Annotated in this window: 18 protein-coding genes; 8 read left to right on the top strand and 10 right to left on the bottom strand. The window is 72.5% G+C overall.

Going from position 1 to position 19,375, the window contains the following annotated elements; all coding sequences use genetic code 11:
* Window positions 1–66: 66 nt before the first annotated feature.
* Together BLT97_RS26935 and BLT97_RS26930 are read right to left on the bottom strand one after the other, a co-directional pair.
* A complete protein-coding gene (locus BLT97_RS26935; RefSeq protein WP_093614624.1) occupies window positions 67–537 on the bottom strand; it encodes a GNAT family N-acetyltransferase in 471 nt (156 codons plus the stop codon).
* A gap of 2 nt (window positions 538–539) precedes the next feature.
* A complete protein-coding gene (locus tag BLT97_RS26930) occupies window positions 540–1,310 on the bottom strand; it encodes an IclR family transcriptional regulator (RefSeq protein ID WP_093614622.1) in 771 nt (256 codons plus the stop codon).
* Window positions 1,311–1,456: 146 nt separating this feature from the next.
* Between BLT97_RS26930 and BLT97_RS26925 the strand changes: the two genes are divergently transcribed.
* Window positions 1,457–3,010 carry an aldehyde dehydrogenase (NADP(+)) gene (locus BLT97_RS26925; protein WP_093614620.1) on the top strand — a complete coding sequence of 518 codons (1,554 nt, stop codon included), beginning with the start codon at window positions 1,457–1,459 and terminating at the stop codon, window positions 3,008–3,010.
* Between the two features lie 102 nt (window positions 3,011–3,112).
* On the opposite strand, the gene BLT97_RS26920 is transcribed toward BLT97_RS26925, so the two are convergent.
* Window positions 3,113–4,504 (bottom strand): MFS transporter, encoded by a 1,392-nt coding sequence (locus tag BLT97_RS26920; RefSeq protein WP_245769564.1) that lies wholly within the window; start codon window positions 4,502–4,504, stop codon window positions 3,113–3,115.
* A 70-nt stretch (window positions 4,505–4,574) separates the two neighbouring features.
* Here BLT97_RS26920 and BLT97_RS26915 point away from each other — a divergent pair, with 70 nt between their 5' ends.
* The 5 genes from BLT97_RS26915 to BLT97_RS26895 all read left to right on the top strand — a co-directional run bounded on the left by BLT97_RS26915 (window position 4,575) and on the right by BLT97_RS26895 (window position 9,529).
* Complete coding sequence (locus tag BLT97_RS26915) at window positions 4,575–5,567, top strand: GlxA family transcriptional regulator (RefSeq protein ID WP_245769563.1); 993 nt, start codon at window positions 4,575–4,577, stop codon at window positions 5,565–5,567.
* Window positions 5,568–5,774: 207 nt separating this feature from the next.
* A complete protein-coding gene (locus BLT97_RS26910) occupies window positions 5,775–6,485 on the top strand; it encodes a DsbA family oxidoreductase (RefSeq protein ID WP_093614616.1) in 711 nt (236 codons plus the stop codon).
* Window positions 6,486–6,590: 105 nt separating this feature from the next.
* Window positions 6,591–7,667 (top strand): aminotransferase class V-fold PLP-dependent enzyme, encoded by a 1,077-nt coding sequence (locus tag BLT97_RS26905; protein WP_093614614.1) that lies wholly within the window; start codon window positions 6,591–6,593, stop codon window positions 7,665–7,667.
* 85 nt (window positions 7,668–7,752) lie between these two features.
* A complete protein-coding gene (locus tag BLT97_RS26900; RefSeq protein WP_093614612.1) occupies window positions 7,753–8,349 on the top strand; it encodes a sigma-70 family RNA polymerase sigma factor in 597 nt (198 codons plus the stop codon).
* Between the two features lie 91 nt (window positions 8,350–8,440).
* Window positions 8,441–9,529, top strand: a complete 1,089-nt coding sequence (locus tag BLT97_RS26895) for a maleylpyruvate isomerase family mycothiol-dependent enzyme (protein WP_093614610.1) — start codon at window positions 8,441–8,443, stop codon at window positions 9,527–9,529.
* Window positions 9,530–9,656: 127 nt separating this feature from the next.
* Here BLT97_RS26895 and thpD read toward each other — a convergent pair whose 3' ends face one another.
* From thpD to BLT97_RS26870, 5 genes are all read right to left on the bottom strand, one after another.
* A complete protein-coding gene (gene thpD, locus BLT97_RS26890) occupies window positions 9,657–10,553 on the bottom strand; it encodes an ectoine hydroxylase (RefSeq protein WP_093614863.1) in 897 nt (298 codons plus the stop codon).
* A gap of 71 nt (window positions 10,554–10,624) precedes the next feature.
* Entirely contained in the window at window positions 10,625–11,029 is a 405-nt protein-coding gene (locus BLT97_RS26885) for an ectoine synthase (RefSeq protein ID WP_093614608.1), read from the bottom strand.
* A 52-nt stretch (window positions 11,030–11,081) separates the two neighbouring features.
* Window positions 11,082–12,350, bottom strand: a complete 1,269-nt coding sequence (gene ectB / locus BLT97_RS26880) for a diaminobutyrate--2-oxoglutarate transaminase (RefSeq protein ID WP_093614606.1) — start codon at window positions 12,348–12,350, stop codon at window positions 11,082–11,084.
* Entirely contained in the window at window positions 12,347–12,874 is a 528-nt protein-coding gene (gene ectA / locus BLT97_RS26875; RefSeq protein WP_093614604.1) for a diaminobutyrate acetyltransferase, read from the bottom strand. The genes ectB and ectA overlap by 4 nt, the downstream gene beginning before the upstream one ends.
* Before the next feature lie 303 nt (window positions 12,875–13,177).
* Entirely contained in the window at window positions 13,178–14,227 is a 1,050-nt protein-coding gene (locus tag BLT97_RS26870; RefSeq protein WP_093614602.1) for a pyridoxal-phosphate-dependent aminotransferase family protein, read from the bottom strand.
* A 232-nt stretch (window positions 14,228–14,459) separates the two neighbouring features.
* Between BLT97_RS26870 and BLT97_RS26865 the strand changes: the two genes are divergently transcribed.
* Both BLT97_RS26865 and BLT97_RS26860 read left to right on the top strand, forming a co-directional pair.
* The gene (locus tag BLT97_RS26865) at window positions 14,460–15,554 is read left to right on the top strand and encodes an amidohydrolase family protein (RefSeq protein ID WP_093614600.1); all 1,095 of its coding nucleotides are present in this window, start codon (window positions 14,460–14,462) and stop codon (window positions 15,552–15,554) included.
* A 414-nt stretch (window positions 15,555–15,968) separates the two neighbouring features.
* Complete coding sequence (locus tag BLT97_RS26860; RefSeq protein WP_093614598.1) at window positions 15,969–16,910, top strand: SCO1860 family LAETG-anchored protein; 942 nt, start codon at window positions 15,969–15,971, stop codon at window positions 16,908–16,910.
* A 283-nt stretch (window positions 16,911–17,193) separates the two neighbouring features.
* Here the strand turns inward: BLT97_RS26860 and cobC are convergent, their stop codons facing one another.
* Together cobC and BLT97_RS26850 are read right to left on the bottom strand one after the other, a co-directional pair.
* On the bottom strand, window positions 17,194–18,282 hold the full coding sequence (gene cobC, locus BLT97_RS26855; protein WP_093614861.1) for an Rv2231c family histidinol phosphate aminotransferase CobC: 1,089 nt from the start codon (window positions 18,280–18,282) through the stop codon (window positions 17,194–17,196).
* A gap of 118 nt (window positions 18,283–18,400) precedes the next feature.
* Window positions 18,401–19,315 carry a sirohydrochlorin chelatase gene (locus BLT97_RS26850; protein WP_093614859.1) on the bottom strand — a complete coding sequence of 305 codons (915 nt, stop codon included), beginning with the start codon at window positions 19,313–19,315 and terminating at the stop codon, window positions 18,401–18,403.
* Between the last annotated feature and the right edge of the window lie 60 nt (window positions 19,316–19,375).

The raw sequence follows: 19,375 nt of genomic DNA, 5'->3' as shown, positions 1-19,375 counted from the left end.
GTGGATGCGCGGGCACGCGGCGTCGGTACGCGGCGTCGGCACGCGGCGCGCAGCCCGCCCGCGTGCTCACGCGTCCAGGCGCAGCACCACTTCGTCGACCTCCTCGCCCCGCGCCTGCGCGAAGCCCCGGTCGTGCCCGGTCACCGTGAAGCCGCACTTCTCCAGGACGCGGATCGACCCCGCATTGTCCGCGGCGGCGCGGGCCCGCAGCGGACGCTCGGTGAACTCGGCGAGCAGGGCGCGCAGCGCCGCCGTGGCGATGCCGCGGCCCCAGTACGCGCGGTCGATCCAGTACGTCACCTCCGGGTCGCCCTCCGGCTCCCAGTACACGGCGGCACTGCCCACCACATCACCGTCGAGCAGCACCGTACGCACATGGAATTTGGCGCTGATGCGGTACCAGTGGGCGCCGAACTCCTCCCAGTCGCCCGCCTTCGGCGAGACGAACGCGGCGGTGCGCATCGACTCCGGGTCGTTCTGCTGGCGGAAGAAGACCGGGATGTCGCTCGGGTGGACGGGACGGAGCACGAGATCCATGGTCAGAGCCTCCGGGTGGCGAGCGTCAGACGGTCACGGGCGTCGAAGAGCGCGTCCTTGATCATCTGTTCGTGGCCCGGGGTGAGGCGGGCGACCGGCACGGAGCAGCTGATCGCATCCCGCGCGGGCGTGCGGTACGGGATCGCGACGCCGAAGCAGCGCAGGCCGAGCGTGTTCTCCTCGCGGTCCACGGCGATGCCCGTCTCGCGGATCTGGTGCAGCTCCTCGATCAGCTGCTCGCGGTCGGTGATCGTGTGCTCGGTGAGCGGCGCGAGCGTCTCGGGCAGCATCTTGCGGACCTGCTCGTCGGTGTGCGTGGCGAGCAGGGCCTTGCCGAGCGAGGTGGAGTGCGCGGGCAGCCGGCGGCCCACGCGCGTGAACGGGCGCAGGTAGTGCTGGGACTGACGGGTCGCCAGATACACCACATTGACCCCGTCCAGGCGCGCGAGGTGGATGGTCTCGGTGGTGTCGTCGGAGAGGCGGTCGAGGGTCGGCCGGGCCGCGGCCACCACCTCGTCGCCGTCGATGTACGAGGTGCCGACGAGCAGGGCGCGCACGCCGATGCCGTACCGCGTGCCCGTCGCGTCCGTCTCCACCCACCCCAGATCCACCAGCGTGCGCAGCAGCATGTAGAGGCTGGACTTGGGGTATCCGACGGCCTCTTGGACCGCGGCGAGCGAATGCATCCCGGGCCGGCCCGCGAAGTACTCGAGCAATTCCACGGTCCGCACAGCGGACTTGACCTGTGCCCCACCGGTGTCGGCTGCCGACATCGCCCTTGACCCCTTCGTTCGCCTGCGCATAGCCTCCGAAGCGATTCACATTCGGAGACGGCGTTCAGCATATCGAACAGCCCTGGTGGGCGGCAGGGTTCTGCGCCAAGAATCCCGGCCGCCCCCGACATCTGGAAGGACCGGTCGTGGCAGCAGCACAAGTCTGGAGCGTCGACCCCCGTACGGGGAAGCCGCGTGAGCAGGTTGCGGTCGAGGCCACAGCGCAGGAGATCGACCGCGTGGTGCGCGCGGCCCATGCCGTACGCGAGTCACTGGCCGACCGCACCGTGCGCGCCGCGCTGCTGCGCACCGCCGCCGACCTGCTCGACGCGTCCGCCGCCCATGTCGTCGAGGCCGCCGACGCGGAGACCGCGCTCGGCCCGGGCCGGCTCAACGGCGAGCTGGCGCGCACCAGTTTCCAGCTGCGCTCCTTCGCCGACATCGTCGACGAGGGCGCGTTCCTCGACATCGTGATCAACCATGCCGACGACTCCCGCACCCCGCCGTGGCCGGACCTGCGCCGCTACAAGGTGCCGCTCGGCGTCGTCGCCGTCTACGCCGCCTCCAACTTCCCGCTGGCGTTCTCCGTCCCCGGCGGCGACACCGCGAGCGCCCTTGCAGCCGGCTGCCCGGTCGTGGTCAAGGCCCACCCGGACCACCCGGCCACCTCCGAGCTGTGCGCCTCGGTGCTGCGCCGCGCCGCCGCGCAGTGCGGACTCCCGGAGGACGTCGTGCAGTTGGTGCACGGCTTCGAGGCGGGCGTCGAGCTGATCAAGCACCCGCTGGTGTCCGCGGCCGGCTTCACCGGGTCCGTACGCGGCGGGCGCGCCCTGTTCGACGCGGCGGCCGCCCGCCCGCACCCGATCCCGTTCCACGGCGAGCTCGGCTCGCTCAACCCCGTGGTGGTCACCGAGGCCGCGGCCATCGAGCGCGCCGAGCAGATCGGCGCGGGCCTCGCGGCCTCGATGACCCTGGGCGTCGGCCAGTTCTGCACGAAGCCGGGCTTCGTCCTCGTACCGGCGGGCCCGAACGGCGACACGCTCCTCAAGGAACTGACGCACGCGGTCAGCGAGGTCGACGCCGGGGTGCTGCTCGACCACCGGATGCGCGACGCCTTCGTCTCCGGGGTCGCCGCGCGCGCCGCGCTCGACGGAGTCGAGGCGCCGGTCACGCCGGGCGCCGGCGGCGAGCACTCGGTCGGCGCGGGCTTCCTCACCGTGGACGCCTCCCGGCTGGCCGAGGAGGGGGCGCACGACCTGCTCCTGGAGGAGTGCTTCGGCCCCGTCACCGTCGTGGCCCGCTACGACGACGAGGCCGAGATCAGCGCCGTACTGTCGCGCCTGCCGGGCAACCTGACCGCGACCTTGCACCTGTCCGAGACGGAGGGGCAGGACCCCGAGGGCCGCGGCGGCGCCCTGCTCGCCGAACTCACCGCGCTCGCGGGCCGGGTGCTCGTCGGCGGCTGGCCCACCGGCGTGGCGGTCGCACCGGCCCAGCAGCACGGCGGCCCCTACCCGGCCACCACCTCGACCTCCACCTCCGTGGGCGGCTCGGCGATCGAGCGCTGGCTGCGCCCGGTCGCGTACCAGACCACCCCCGAGGCCCTGCTCCCGCCGGAACTGCGCGACGACAACCCGCTGGGGCTGCCGCGCGTGGTGGACGGGCGGCGCGAGGAAGGGGAGCGGGCGGAGGGCAGCTGAGCCGACGGCACGCGGAGGGCGGGGGCCGACTGCGCCCGCCCGCCCGGCTGTTCGTCGGTCAGGGTGCGAGCGGGCGTCAATTGGCCCCGTCCGCACGGCAGTTCACCGGCCGCGGCGCGGCAGCAGTGCCGTAGCCGTGGCCGTCGCCGTCATGAACACCGCGGCGATCAGCACGCTCGCGTGCAGACCGGTCACGAACGCATCCGTGCCGAGCGCACCCGAGATCAGCACGCCGAACCCGGCGACGCTCAGCGCACCCGCCACCTGGCGCGCGGAGTTGAGCACGCCCGCTGCGAGACCGGCCCGCTCGGCCGGTACGGCGTCCAGGATCGCGGCGGTCAGCGGCGGCACCGTGAGGGCGGAGCCGACGGCCAGCGGCATCAGGATCAGGGCGAGCGTGAGCGCCGAGTCCTGCGCGTCGACGAGCAGGAGCAGCAACAGGCCCGCCACGGCGAGGGGTTGGCCGATCAGCATCGGAAGGTGCGGCCCGTACCGCCCGGAGAGCTTGCCCGCGACGATGTTGGACACCGCGATCAGCCCCGTCATCGGCAGGAACAGGAGCCCGGCCGCCAGCGCCGAACGCCCCTGCACCTGCTGGAAGAAGAGGCTGAACACGAACACGATCCCGTAGAACGCCACACTCACCGCGGCCCCCGTCGCCACCATCACGGCGACCGTCCGGTTCCGGAACAGCCCGAACGGTACGAGCGGATGCTCCTGCCGCCGCTCGACCCGGACGAACACCGCCGCCGCGGCCACGGCGACCCCCGCGGCGACCGCACCCGCCGTACCGCGCTCGATCACCGCGAACGTGAGCGCGGTCAGCGCCACCGCCGCACTCACCTGACCCGGCAGGTCCAGCGGTGTACGGCGGCGCTCGAAGACCGGCGCCCGCACCAGCAGGGCGAGCGCGAGCAGGCCGAACGGCACGTTGATGAAGAAGATCCCGCGCCAGTCCCAGGCCGTGGTCAGCGCACCGCCCGCGACCGGACCGAACGCCGTGGCCGCCGAACCGCCCGCCGCCCAGGCCGCGACCGCGCGGGCCCGCCGGGCCGCGTCCGGAAAGGCCCGGCGCACCAGCGCCAGCGAGGCCGGGAGCACGATCGCGGCGCCGACGCCCTGCACGACCCGGGCGCCCGCCAGGGTGGCCAGATCCGGAGCCAGACCGCAGGCCACGGACGCCGCCGTGAACAGCGCGACGCCGATCCCGTACGCCTTCGTCGCCCCGATGCGGTCCGCGAAGGCGCCGGTCGACAGCATCAGGGCGGCGAGCGCCAGGGTGTACGCGTCCACGACCCATTGCAGTCCGGTCATCCCGGCGCCGAGCGAGTCCGCCATCGAGGGCAGGGCCACGTTCACCACGGACACGTCGAGCGTGATGAGGAAGAAGCCGAGCAGGGCGGCGAGCAGGGTGAGCGCGGGGGAGTGGGGGCGCGCGGGACGGTCCGCGCCGGGCCGCCCGGCCCTTGTCCGGAGTGCGGTCTCAAGAGGCATACCCCCAGCCTGGCGAGCACCGCGGGCGTACAGTAGTGGCCTGATTGCCATGCATCCGGAGGTTCTGGCCATGACGTCCCGGCAGCCGTCCCCGGCGGTCCCGCGCCCGCACCGCATCGTCGTGGTCGCGCCCTCACCCGTGTCGATGTTCAACCTGGCGATCCCCGAGATGCTCTTCGAGAAGGTCGAGATCGACGGCCTTCCCGGATACGAGGTGGTGGTCTGCACCCCGGAACCGGGCCCGATCACCACGACCGGCGGCCTCACCCTGGAGGTGCCGCGCGGCCTCGACGCGCTCGACGAGGCCGACACCGTCCTGATCGCCGGCACCGGCCACCGCTACCTGCCCGACCCGCGCACGGTCGATGCGGTACGCCACTGCGCGACGCGGGGCCTGCGCATCGCCTCCATCTGCAGCGGCGCCTTCGTGCTCGCCGAGGCCGGACTGCTCGAAGGCCGCTCGGCGACCACGTACTGGCAGCTCACCCAGGAACTGCGCGAGCGGTACCCGGCGCTCGATGTGCAGGGCGATGTGCTCTACGTGCAGGACGGGCAGGTGATGACCTCGTCCGGGTACGCGGCGGGGATCGACCTGTGCCTGCACATGATCCGCAGCGACTACGGGGCGGCCGCGGCCAACACCGTCGCGCGGCTCGCGCTGGTGGCCCCGGTCCGCCCGGGCGGGCAGACCCAGTTCACGCAGACCCCGCTGCCGCCCGAGCGGGGCACCGCCTGCGCCGACACCCGCGGCTGGGCGATGCGCCGCCTCGACCAGCCGCTCACCCTGACCGACCTGGCCCGGCACGCGGGCGTCAGCGTGCGCACGCTCACCCGCCGCTTCCACGCGGAGTCGGGCGTGAGCCCGCTGCAGTGGCTCCTGCACCAGCGCATCGAACGCGCCAAGGAACTCCTGGAGACCACCACCCTCCCCATGGACCAGGTGGCCAGGGCGTGCGGCCTGGGCACGGCGGACTCCCTGCGGCAGCACGTGGTGCGGCGGACGGGCCTGACGCCGAGCGCGTACCGGGCGCAGTTCAGCCGGCTGGGCGCCGGGGTGGCCTGACGCATCCGGCCTGCCAGGCCCCTGCCCACCGCGCCTGGCGCCGCCTGCCCACCCCGCCGGGGGCCCGGGGGCGTCAGCCCCCGGAACTCTCAACCGCCGCGGTGCGGCGGAGCACCGTGCCGCCGGAGGCGGCCGCTGCCGCGGAATGAACCGGACCGGTTCAACGTTCACGTATTCAGCGACCCCCGCCCCTGACCTGGAGAAACAATGCGCGTCGAGATTTGGTCGGATATTGCTTGTCCCTGGTGCTACATCGGCAAGAAGCGCTTCGAAGACGGGCTCGCCGCCTTCACCCACCGCGACGAAGTCGAGATCGTGCACCGCTCCTTCGAGCTGGACCCGAACCGGGCCAAGGGCGACACCGCCCCGGTGATCGACATGCTCGCGAAGAAGTACGGCCGCACCCTCGACGAGGCCCGCGCCATGGAGGAGCACGTCGCGTCCAACGCGCACGCCGAGGGCCTCGGCTACTGCACCGAGGGCCGCGACCACGGCAACACCTTCGACATCCACCGCCTGCTCCACCTCGCCAAGGCCCGCGGCAGGCAGGACGAGCTGCTCTCCCTCGCCTACCGCGCGAACTTCGCCGAGGAGCGCTCCGTCTTCGACTCCGAGGTCCTGATCACCCTCGCCGTCGAGGCCGGCCTGGACGAGACCGAGGCGCGCGCCACCCTCGCCGACGAGAACGCGTACGCCGAAGACGTACGCGCCGACGAGCGCGAGGCCGCCGAACTCGGCGCCACCGGCGTCCCGTTCTTCGTCCTCGACCGCAAGTACGGCGTCTCCGGCGGCCAGCCCGCCGAGGTGTTCACGCAGGCGCTCCAGCAGGCCTGGGGCGAGCGTTCCCCGCTCAAGGTGATCGACCAGGGCGGCGCGGACGCCTGCGGTCCGGACGGGTGCGCGGTGCCGCAGGCCTGACCCCGGCGCCCGGCGCACAAACCGCGAGGGCGCCCACCGGCCGTATCCACGCTGGTGGGCGCCCATGCATAAGAGGTGCTTAGAGGCATCGTGCAAATCTCCGCAATGGACGGGGAGTTGATGCCCGCGCAGAGTGGAACCATGAATCCTCTCGCGCCCAGCCTCTTCGCTCCGGCCACCACCCACCTCAACACCGCCAGCTTCGGGCTGCTCCCGCAGCCCGCGGTGCGCGCGCTGCAGGATGCCCTGGCCGCCGCGGCCGGCGGCCGCCCCACCGACATGTGGGGCGACCTGGAGGCCACGCGGGCGGCGTTCGCCCGGATCGCGGGCGTTCCCATGCACCGCGTGGCCCTCGGCTCATCGGTCACGGAGTACGCGGCGATCATCGCCGCGTCGCTGCCGGAGGGCGCCGAAGTCCTGCTGCCCGAGGCCGACTTCGCCTCCCTCGTCAACCCCTTCCACCTGCGGCGCGACCTCAAGATCCGTACGGTGCCGCTGGAAGCGCTCGCCGACGAGGTGCGCGACGGCACCGCCCTCGTGGCGACGAGCGCGGTCCAGTCCGCGGACGGCCGGCTCGCCGACCTGACCGCGCTCACGGCGGCGGCCCGCGCCCACGGGGCCCGTACGCTCGTGGACGCCTCGCAGTCGGCGGGCTGGCTGCCGGTCGCCGAGGCCGACTACACCGTGGCCGTCGGTTACAAGTGGCTGCTCTGCCCGCGCGGCATCACCTTCTTCATCGCCCCCGAGGACCAGGAGCTGTTCGCCTCCCTCCACCCGCTGCTGGCCGGCTGGGTGGCGGGCGAGCACCCCTGGGACAGCTGCTACGGCCCGGTCACGGAGTACGCCCGCTCCGCACGCCGCTTCGACATCAGCCCGAGCCTCTACGCGTACGTGGCCGCACGGCACGGCCTCCAGGTGATCGAGGACCTCGGCGTGGCCGCCGTGCACGCGCACAACACCGCCCTGGCCGACCGCTACCGCGCGGGACTGGCCGAGCGCGGCCACACCCCGGTCGACGCCCCCGGCTCGGCCATCGTCTCCGTGCCGGGACTCGGCGCCCGGCAGCCGGAGCTCAGCGCGGCGGGCATCGAACTCTCCGACCGCGCAGGGAACTTGCGGGCCTCCTTCCACCTCTACAACTCCGCCGAGGACGTCGACCGGCTCCTCGCCCTGCTCGCGTAGCCGACCGGGCCACCGGCCCCGCCCGACTCGGCCACGCACCCTTCCTAACGACCTTCGCAGGCGCTAGGAAGGGCGGGAGGAGGCGGTGCCGGTGGAGAACAGTCGGGCGCCGACCGACGCCGAAGTGCACCGGCGTCTGGTGTACGGGGACGAGTCCGCCCTGGCCGCGGCGTACGACATCTACGGCGGACTCGTCAGACGCATCGCCCTGCGGGTGACGCATGTGCCGGGCGCCGCCGACGACGTGGCGCAGGAGGTGTTCGCGCACCTGTGGTCGCGCCCGTACACCTACGATCCGCAGCGCGGCACCCTGCGCACCTGGCTGTCGATGCTCGCCCACCGCCGCTCCGTCGACTGGGTCCGCGCCGAGGAGCGGCACCGCAAGGCGGCCTCCGCGGACGAGGCGGCGCTGCACGCGATCCCCGCACCCGGACCGGGCCCCGACGAGGCCGTGGTCGACATGGAGCGGGCGCTCCTGCTGCACTCCGCGCTGGCCGAACTCCCGCTGCCGCAGCGCCAGGCCGTGCACCTGGCGTACTTCGCCGGACACAGCTACCGGCAGGTGGCCGCCGAGCTCGGCATCCCCGAAGGCACCGCCAAGACCCGGCTGCGGACCGCGCTGCGCCGGCTCGCCGAAACCCTCGCCGAGCCACCGGACACGGCCGCGGAGCGGGGTGCGTGAGGTGAGCGCCGGGCGCATCAGACACCGCCGTGGAGCAGGTGCGTGAGACGGGCACGAGGCACGATCAGGTTCGGGCAGTGAGGGGCGCGTGATGGGCTGGGACCACGAAGGCGTACGGGAGTTGCTGGGGGCGTGGGCACTCGGCGCCGTGCCGCCCGCCGAGGAACCACGGCTGCTCGCCCATCTCGCGGAGTGCGAATGGTGCGCCGACGAGGCGGGCCGACTGCACGACACGGTGCGGCTGCTCGACGGCGGTGACCCGCTGCTCGCCTACGAGCGCATCGACCGGGCCGCGACGGGCGAAGCGGCCGCGGAGGAGCGGACGGACCGGGCCGCACGCGGCCGCCTGCTCGACTCGGTCCTGGGGCAGCGGCCCGCCGCGCCGCGCGTGGCGGAGCATGCCGCGCCGTACGCCGCGGCCGTGGCCGGACTGGAGGCGCTGCTGCGGGAGTTGGGCGACAAGGGCCCTTGGAGCACCCCGGTCGTGCACGACTGGGACGTGCACGCCACGGTCGCGCACCTGATCGCCGCGGACGAGTCCCTGGCGCTCCGGCTCGGCCTGCCCGCGCGGGTGCCGCGGGCCGGTGATCCGGGGCGCGGTGAGCCGCGGGACCTGTCCTGGCGGGAGGCCTGGGCGCACCGTACGGACGAGGTGATCGCGCACGAACGGACCCGCACCCCCGCACGGACCGTCGCGTCCTGGCGGGAACAGGCGGCCGCGCTGCTCGCCGCACCCGAGGCGCACTCGGCCGAACTGGCCGCCCAGGCGACGACGTTGCTCGGCGTGCGGCTGCCGATCGCCGACCACTACGTGGTGCGCGGCTTCGAGACCTGGATCCACACGGACGACATCGGCCGTGCGCTCGGCCGCCCGGTGCCCACGCCGCCCGACGCGCACCTGTGGCGCCTGGTCCGGCTCGGCGTGCGCGTACTCGGCCTCGCGCTCGGCCCGCAGGCCGTGCCCGTGCTGCTCACGGTGACCGGGCACGGCTCGGAGGGGGAGTGGGTGCTCGGCTCCGAGGACGAGCCGGTCGCGGCCGAACTCGTCCTGGATCCGGTGGACTTCTGCCTGCTCCTGGCCGGGCGCTACGACCCGGGCGAGGTGCCGCGGGGCCTGTCCGGAGACGGCCGTGCGGCACGCTCCGTACTGGAACGTGCCGCACGTACCGCGTGGCTCTAGACCGCCGAACGGCCGGCGAACGACCGTCAGGCGACTGTCATCAGAGGGTCACCGCACCGGAGTGAAGTCCCGCGCCCCGATGCTGCATTCTCCGGGGGCAACCCCCGGACCCCCGGCCGGGGGCGTGTCAGCGCACCGGAGTGAAGTCCCGCGCCCCGATGAACTCCGGCCGCCGGATCGGCGCCGCGAACGGCTCCTCGGCCGCGTTCTCCACGCTGTTGAACACGATGAACACGTTCGAGCGCGGGTACGGCGTGATGTTGTCGCCCGAGCCGTGCATCGCGTTGCAGTCGAACCAGGTCGCCGAGCCGGCCTTGCCCGTGAACAGCCGGATGCCGTGCCGGTCTGCCAGCTGCGTCAGGGCCTCGTCCGAGGGCGTGCCCGCGTCCTGCATCTGGAGCGACTTCTTGTAGTTGTCCTTGGGCGTCTCGCCGGCGCAGCCCAGGAACGTCTTGTGCGAGCCGGGCATGATCATGAGCCCGCCGTTGGTGTCGTAGTTCTCGGTGAGCGCGATCGAGACCGACACGGTCCGCATGTTCGGCAGCCCGTCCTCGGCGTGCCAGGTCTCGAAGTCCGAGTGCCAGTAGAACCCGCTGGCCCCGAACCCCGGCTTCACGTTGATCCGCGACTGGTGCACGTACACGTCCGAGCCGAGGATCTGCCGCGCACGGCCCACGACCCGCTCGTCGCGCACGAGCCGCGCGAACACCTCGCTGATCTTGTGCACCTCGAAGACCGAGCGGATCTCCTGCGACTTCGGCTCGACGATCGAGCGCTCGTCGGCACGGATCGCCGGATCGGTGATCAGACGCTCCAACTCGCCCCGGTACACGCCCACTTCATCGGGTGTGATCAGCTGCTCGATCGCGTGGAACCCGTCCCGCTCGAACCCCTGCAGCTCCGACGGCGCCATCGGACCCGGAGCCCCCGGCGCGGACCACACGACGGGGTCCTTGCGCTCGGTGAGCACCTCGGTCTTTCCGCGGGTCGGGTACAGGTCGGTGCGTTCGGGTGCGGTGGTCATGGTGGTGCCTTCCATTCCTCTCGTACGGTCCTGTGGTTGCCATGCGGCTCGGACGGGGGCCGACGGCGGCTCTAGGCGGGGTCGGGCTCCGTGAGGAGCGGGTAGACCCCGTTCTCGTCGTGGTCCTCGCGGCCGGTGACCGGCGGGTTGAAGACGCACAGGCAGCGGAAGTCCTGCTTGATCCGCATCGTGTGCTTCTCGTGCCCGTCGAGCAGGTACATCACACCGGGCGTGATGGTGTGCTTCTCGCCGGTCTCGTCGTTGGTCAGCTCGGCCTCGCCCTCGATGCAGACGACGGCCTCGATGTGGTTCGCGTACCACATGGACGTGGTGGTGCCGGCGTAGAGCGTGGTCTCGTGCAGCGAGAAGCCCACGCGCTCCTTGGCGAGCACGATGCGCTTGGACTCCCAGGTGCCGGACGCGGACTTCACGTGCCGGTCGGTGCCTTCGATCTCCTTGAACGAGCGGACGATCACGGTGCGTTGCTTCCTTCGGTCGTACGGATACGGGGTGTGGGTGACCGGGGGGTCAGACGGTCTCGCGGATGGCGCGGGCCAGGATCCGCAGGCCCTCGTCCAGCTCGTCCGGGGAGATGGTGAGCGCCGGCAGGAGTTTGACGACCTCGCTCTCCGGACCGGAGGTCTCCACCAGGAGCCCCAGGTCGAAGGCGCGGCGGGCGATCTTCGACGCGTGGTCGGGCGTGGTCATCTCCAGGCCCCACACCAGGCCGCGGCCGCGGTACTCCCGCGTGGCCTCGGGGTGTTCGGCGCGGATGGCGCGCAGCGCCTGCTCGACCTGCTCGCCGCGCGCGAGGGTCTGCTTCTCCATCTCGCCGTCGGCCCAGTACGCGCTGAGCGCGGCGGCCGCGGTGACGAAGGCGGGGTTGTTGCCGCGGAAGGTGCCGTTGTGCTCGCCGGGCTCCCAGATGTCCAGCTCCGGCTTGAACAGGCAGAGCGACATGGGGAGTCCGTAACCGGAGATCGACTTCGAGACGGTGACGATGTCCGGGACGATCCCGGCCTCCTCGAAGGAGAAGAAGCCGCCGGTGCGCCCGCAGCCCATCTGGATGTCGTCGACGATCAGGAGCATGTCCCAGCGCTTGCAGACGTCGGCCAGCTGCCGCAGCCACTCGGCGCGCGCCACGTTGATGCCGCCCTCGCCCTGCACGGTCTCGACGATCACCGCGGCCGGCTGATTGAGGCCCGAGCCGGAGTCGGCGAGCAGCCGCTCGAACCAGATGAAGTCCGGGGTCTGGCCGTCGAGGTAGTTGTCGAAGGGCATCGGGGTGCCGTGCACCAGCGGGATGCCGGCGCCCGCCCGCTTGAACGCGTTGCCGGTCACCGCGAGCGAGCCGAGGGACATGCCGTGGAAGGCGTTCGTGAACGACACGATCGACTCGCGGCCCTTGACCTTGCGGGCCAGCTTCAGCGCGGACTCCACGGCGTTGGTGCCGGTCGGGCCCGGGAACATGACCTTGTACGGCAGGTCGCGCGGCCGCAGGATCGTCTCCTGGAAGGTCTCCAGGAAGGCGCGCTTGGCGGTGGTCGACATGTCGAGACCGTGGACGACGCCGTCGCGCTCCAGGTAGTCGATCAGGGCGCGTTTGAGGACCGGGTTGTTGTGCCCGTAGTTGAGTGACCCGGCTCCGGCGAAGAAGTCGAGGTACTCATGGCCGTCCTCGTCGTACATCTTGCTGCCCTGCGCGCGGTCGAACACGGTGGGCCAGCCACGGCAGTAGCTGCGCACCTCGGACTCGAGGGTCTCGAACACGCTGAGGTCGGGCTGAGTGATGGTCACAGGGACTCCTTGGTCGTCAGCGTCGTCAGGGGGCTGATTCGGTAGAGCACTTCGGGGTCATGGGCGCTGCCGTCGGGGAACTCCTCGGCGCTGAAGAGCACTTCACGCTCCACGTGGGCGCCGTGGCGCTTCGCGAAGGAGGTGAACAGCCGCTCGGAGGCGGTGTTCCCGGGCGTGATCGTGGTTTCGAGTGAGGTCACCGCGTGGGTGCCGACGACCCGGCGGGCGAGCCCGTCGAGCAGCGTGGCCGCGAGCCCGCGACCGCGGTGGGCCGCATCGACGGCCACCTGCCACACGAGGAGCGTGTGCGGTCGCTCGGGCCGTACGTACGCGGTGATGAAGCCGACCGGTTCCCCCTGCTCGTCCCGCGCCACCACCGACGTGCCGGAGAAGTCACGGCACCAGAGCAGATAGCTGTACGACGAGTTCAGATCGAGCGTCTTCGAGTCACGGGCGATACGCCACAGTGCTGCCCCGTCCTTCACTCCAGGGCTGTCGAGCCGGAATTCCTGTGCTGTGGTCATGCGGATTGAATTTACCGAGAGGAAATCGAAATCGCATGGGGCTCAGGGGTTACGCAGAAGGCTCTGATCTGTTATTCGCGCGGGCGAGGCGAGGCGGATTGGGATGATTTGAGTGGTAATTACCGGGCAAATCGACCACCCTGTGGTGTCGGTCACAAGGTTGAGACGTCTACAAAATCTCCGCGTTTAGTCTTCAGGAAAGCGGGCAGAAGCGAAACGGGAAGCTGCACGCCGGCACGCTTCCCGTTTTCACGAATTCTTAATTCAATTAGGGATTGTCAGTGATTTCGCAGCTCTGGCATTTCACGCCGAACGCACTTTGCGCACCGCCGCACCGAGCGCCGCGAGGCAGCGCTCCACGACCTCGACGCGTGCGTCGGGACCGTAGTGGTTGACGCGGATCATCTCGTGCGCGAGCGCACCGCCGCCCGCCGCGACCGGCAGCGCCGGATCGGCGGCGAGCGCCGCCGCGACCACGGCGGAGGCGTCGACCCCGTCCGGGGTGCGCAGCGTGGTGGCCACCGGGGCGGCGTCCCGCGCGTCGTGCACGTACGGGGCGAGACCCGCGGCCGCCGCACCCGCACGCGCGGCGCGCGCGGCCTCGGCGTGCCGGGCCATCAGTGCGTCCAGGCCCTCCTCCTCGATCCGGTCCACGCACGCGCCGAGCGCCAGCATCTCCAGCTGTGCGGGAGCGTGCAGGAGCGCCTTGCGGCCGCCGTCCACCCAGCGCTCCTTCCAGTCGAGCAGCGACAGGTACGAGCGGCGCGGGGCACGCGGGTTGTCCGCGAACCGCTTCCACGCCCGCTCGCTCACGGACACCGCCGAGACGCCGGCGGGACCGCCCATGGCCTTCTGCGCACCGATCACGCACAGGTCCACGCCCCACGCGTCGGGCAGCAGCGGCTCCGCGCCCACCGAGGCGACGGCGTCCAGGTAGAACAGCGCGCCGTGCTCGCGTACGGCCTCGCCGATCTCGGCGACCGGGTTGGTGTTGCCGGTCGCGGCCTCGGCGTGCACGAGCGAGACGAAGTCGATGTCCGGGCGCTCGGTGAGCGCCGCGCGGATCTGCTCGGCCGTCACGGCGGTGTGGAACGGCACCGCGAGGTCGACGACCTCCGCGCCGCAGTCGCGCAGCCAGTTGCCGAAGGTCTGCCCGTACGGGCCGGTGATCACGTTCAGGGCCACGGTGCCGGGCTGCGCGGCCGAGCGGATGCAGCCCTCAAGCGGCAGCAGCGCCTCGCCCTGCGTGATCACCACGTCCTGTTCGGTGCGAAGCAGCCGCGCCACTTTGTCCTCGATCGCGGCGAACTCGGCGGCGCCCATCGGGGCCAGGTCGAGGAAGGGGTGTGTCACGGGTCGCTCTCTTCGTCGGCGGCGGCACCCGTGGGTGCGGCGCGGGGCCTGTCGGGCGGGTGCCTGCATACGGCATACGCCTTCGAGCGTACCGAGCGCCCTTCCGGCGGGCGTGCCCAGGCGGCGCGCACAGGGCGGGGCGGGCGCCCGGCGCACGGCCGGGCCGGCACTCCGCACCGAGCCGGGCAGGCACCCTGCACCCGGCGGTGGCGCGGGCTCTAGGCTGCGGTCCATGAGCGATCACGGCGCGGTGCTGCGGGTGAAGGGGCGGGTGCTCGTCGGGCCCGAGGACGTACGGGACGAGCTGTGGGTGGTCGGCGGACGGATCTCGTTCACGCGTCCTGCCGGGGCCCGCGACGTGCGGACCGTCGAGGGCTGGGTGCTGCCCGGCCTGGTCGACGCGCACTGCCACGTCGGGCTCGACACCCACGGGCCCGTGCCCGACGAGGTCGCCGAGAAGCAGGCGCTGACCGACCGCGATGCCGGCACCCTGCTCATCCGCGACGCGGGCTCACCCTCCGACACCCGCTGGATCGACGACCGCGCGGACCTGCCGAAGATCATCCGGGCCGGCCGGCACATCGCCCGCACCCGCCGCTACATCCGCAACTTCGCGCACGAGATCGAGCCCGAGCAGCTGGTGGAGTACGTCGCGCAGGAGGCGCGGCGCGGCGACGGCTGGGTCAAGCTCGTCGGCGACTGGCTCGACCGCTCCTCCGGAGACCTGGGCGCCTGCTGGCCGCGCGAGGCCGTCACGGCGGCCATCGCCGAGGCGCACCGGCTCGGCGCCCGCGTCACGGCCCACTGCTTCGCCGAGGACTCCCTGGTGGACCTGGTGGAGGCGGGCATCGACTGCATCGAGCACGCCACGGGCCTCACCGAGGAGACGATCCCGCTCTTCGCCGCCCGCGGGGTGGCGATCGTCCCCACGCTCGTGAACATCGCGACCTTCCCGAAGCTCGCCGAGCAGGGCGACGCCAAGTTCCCCATCTGGGCCGACCACATGAGGCGCCTGTACGAGCGGCGCTACGACACCGTGCGCGCCGCCTACGACGCCGGCGTCCCGGTCTTCGTCGGCACCGACGCGGGCGGAGCCCTCGCCCACGGCCTGGCGGGCGCGGAGGTCGAGGAGTTCGTGACCGCGGGCATCCCGGCGGTGGCCGCGCTGTCGGCGGCAACGTGGGGCGCGCGGGAGTGGCTCGGCAGGCCGGGCCTGGAGGAGGGCGCACCCGCGGACCTCGTGGTGTACGAGTCCGACCCGCGCGCGGACGTACGGGTGTTGGCGGGGCCGCGGCGTGTGGTGGTCGATGGGAATGTGGTGGTCTGAGCCGCGGATCGGGCGCGACCTCCCATCACTCCGTACGCGCCGTGCCGGACCAGTCGCCGTCGCTTGTCGCGCTCATGTCGCCGACCGTGCCTCAAGTTGACGCACCGTAACCAAGAACTCGGCCTGCTCGTTTCTTCTCTTTCGGCGTGCGCCGGGGCGTCAACCGGCGCATTCGCTCGTGTTCGGGTCGCGTAGGTGACACGGGTGACGGGCGCGTCTGTATATGCGTCCGAAATCGAATAAAGAGCCGGAAACCCCACGTACGGGTGAACTCACGCCGCGCAGCTGTCAGTTCACTCTCCGTGCGTAAAGACTCTGGGCGTCGAGGTCGTCGGCGCGGCGCATGTCCCGAAGTTCCCGCGTGCGTCGGCGGCTCCATGTCTGCTGCACATTTCCCTGTGGGGGTACACCACCTTGAACAGCAACACCGTCCGCATGCCCGCACGCAGAATCGCTGCGACGGCCGCTGCGACGCTCCTGGCCGCAGGTCCCGCGGTCCTCGCCGGCGCCGTGCCCGCCCACGCCACGGGTGACGAGGGCAAGGCGAGCGCTGCCGTGCTGCGCACCCAGCTCGACGTCGGACTGCTCAACAAGACCGTCCACGTCCCGCTGAAGGCCACGCTCAACGAGGTCCAGGCCCCCAAGTCGGCCGAGAAGACCGCGCTTTCGGTACGGCTCGACGGTGTCGAGCAGGGCAAGCCGATCAGCATCCTGCAAGCCGACGTCGCCACCGCGAAGGCCACCACGGACCAGCACAAGGCCGAGGCGCGCAGCAATCTCGCACACGCGAAGATCCACGTGCCGGGCCTGCCGCTGCTCTCCCTCATCGAGGTGGAGCAGGTCACCTCCAAGGCGGTCTGCGAGGCGGGCAAGCAGCCGGTCGCCGAGTCCAACGTGCTCGGCGCCGTGACCGTGCTCGGCAAGAAGGTCACGCTCACCGCGGGCGGCGTCACGAAGGTCGACGTGCCGGGCGTCGGCGAGGTCAGCCTCACGCTCTCGAAGACGCACACCACGTCGAAGACGGCCGCGGCGGCCGCACTCGAACTCAAGGTCTCGGTCAACCCGTTGGAGCTCAACGTGGCCGAGGTCGACGGTGTGGTCGCGCTGGCCGAGGCCTCCTGCACCGCGCCGGCCGGTGCGCCGAAGCCCGCCGAGGACAAGCCGGCCGCCGAGCAGCCCGCCGACAAGCCCGCGGCCAACGAGGTGCAGGCGCAGTCCGCCGGTGAGCCGGAGCAGCAGAACCTGGCGGAGACCGGCGGCAGTTCCACCACGCCGTTCATCGCGGGTGGCGCGGTGCTCCTGCTCGGCCTGGGCGGCGGCGCCCTGGTCCTGGCCCGCTCGCGCAGCCGCGGCTGAACCGGCCGGCCGCACGCCGGCCGCCCCGTGCGGAGCTCCGCGCGGACGACGTCCCCTGCAGTGAACTCCCTTGGGCTGTACGGGGCTTCGGCGAGGGCAAGGGCGGAACTCCCTGTGCCCCCTTCCCTCGCCGCACAGGCCGGTGAACCCTTCCGGCGGCCGCTTCCCTGCGGGGCGGCCGCACCGGGCGGGTTCACCGGCCTGATCCGTGGGTGGGCCGAGAAGGGGCGGCCCGTCAGCGCGCCTTCAGCTCAGCACCCATGCGTCAGCTCGCGCCCGCACCTCAGCGCACCCCCACTTCGCCGAGTGCCGTGAGGAACCGGTCCGTGGTCCGGCGGTCCCGCACCGCCACCCGCAGCCACTGCGGGCCGAGCCCCGGGAAGGTGTCCCCGCGGCGCACCGCGAACCCGGCCTCGCGGAGCAGCGCGCGTACCTGTGCGGCTCGCTCCACGCGCAGCAGGACGAACGGACCGGCGGGCTCACCGGACACCGAGACCTCCCTGAACTTCCGCAGCCCGGCGAGGAGATACGCCCGGTCCTCCGCGTACACCCGGGCCGCGAGGCCGGCCTCCGCGAGCGCCTCGGGCCGCATGCACGCCGACGCCGCGGCCAGCGCGGGCGTCGACACCGGCCACAGCGGCTGGGCCCGCTCGAGCCGGGCGATCACCTCCGGGCCGGCCAGCACGTACCCGATCCGCAGCCCCGCGAGCCCCCACGTCTTGGTGAGGCTGCGCAGCACCACGAGCCCGGGTATGTCCGTGCGTCCCGCGAGGGACTCCCGCTCCCCGGGCACCGCGTCCATGAACGCCTCGTCCACCACCAACACCCGCCCGGGCCGGGCCAGTTCGGCCACGGCGCGGGCCGGGTGCAGCACCGACGTCGGGTTGGTCGGATTGCCGAGGACGACGAGATCGGCCTCCTCCGGAACGGCGGAGGGGCCGAGACGGAAGCCGTCATCGGCCGAGAGCAGCACCCGCCCCACCTCGTGGCCCGCGTCCCGCAGCGCCGCCTCCGGCTCCGTGAACTGCGGGTGCACGACGACCGGATGCCGTACGTCGAGGGCCCGCGCCAGCAGCACGAACGCCTCCGCCGCCCCCGCGGTGAGCAGCACACGCTCCGGCGCCACCCCGTGCCGGGCCGCCACCGCCGCGCGGGCGGCGCGTCCGTCCGGGTAGGCGGCGAGGCCGCCGAGCGCACCCGCGATCTCGTCCCGCAGCCACTGCGGGGGCGTGTCCGCACGGACGTTGACGGCCAGATCGACGAGCGCGCCGTCGCGCACCTCGGCGTCACCGTGGTGCCGCAGGTCGTACGGGTCGTGGCCGCCCGGACCGGCGGCGGATCCCGTGCCCACGGGCGCGGGCGCGGTGTCCATCCCCACGTGCGGCGTGGACTCGGGTGCGATGCCCTTCCCCACGTTCGACGTGGCCGCGGGCACGCTGTCCGCCCCCACATGCGGTGTGGACTCGGGTGCAGTGTCCGCCGCGGTCCGGTCAGTGCGCGTGCGCATGGCCATGGTGGTGTCCGGCGCCGTGGTGATGGTGGTGGCCGTCGTCGTCGGGGTGGAAGTGCGGCTGCTGCGGCATGCCCACCTTGTCCTCGAAGCCCGGCAGGGCCACCCGGTACACGCAGGAGTCGCAGTTCATCCGCAGGTCGCCCTTCAGGGCCTCCCGGTAGCGCTCCATCACCAGGTCGAGCAACTCCTCCTCGGGGCCGATCACTTCGGCACACCGCACCTCGGCCTCCGGATGCGCCTGCGCCCAGCCCGCGGCCTGCTGCCGCACGCGCTCCGGCAGGATCCCGGTGAACAGGAAGTACGGCAGCACGACCACCTTGCCCGCACCGAGGCGCACGCACCGGTCGAGACCGCTCGGCACATCGGGGGCCGCGAGCGACACGAACGCCGTCTCGACCCCGGCGTAACCCCGCCCCTCCCAGAACAGCCGCGCCGCCTTGTGCACCTCGGCGTTCGCGTCCGGGTCGGTCGAACCGCGCCCGACCAGCAGCACGGTGACCTCCTCGCGCGCCCAGTCCCCGCGCACCTCGTCGACCCGCCGCTCCAGGACCGAGAGCAGCGCGGGGTGCGGGCCCAGCGGGCGGCCGTAGGTGTACGAGATGCCGGGGTGCCGTTCCTTCTCACGGGCCAGCGCCGCGGGTATGTCGCCCTTGGCGTGCCCGGCGGACACGAGCATCAGCGGGACGGCGGCGAACCGGCGTACACCCTGCTCCACCAGGCCCGTCACCGCCTCGCCGAGCGGCGGCGGCGAGAGCTCGATGAAGCCGCCGGCGACGGTCAGCTCGGGGTGGCGGCGGCCCAACTCCTCGACGAACGACCGGAATGCCTCGGCTCCGGCATCGTCGCGGGTGCCGTGCCCTGCGACGAGCAGGGCGGGAGCGGTGGTACTCACTGGGTCTCCTTCGTACGGGGGTGGTGCGGGTGTGCGTGTGGTGCGGTGGGTGCCGGGGCC

Origin of the sequence: Streptomyces indicus (assembly GCF_900100315.1) — a bacterium.
Lineage (GTDB): Bacteria > Actinomycetota > Actinomycetes > Streptomycetales > Streptomycetaceae > Streptomyces > Streptomyces indicus.
Note: the sequence above shows the minus strand (reverse complement) of the source record. Positions and strands in the feature narration are given on the sequence as shown.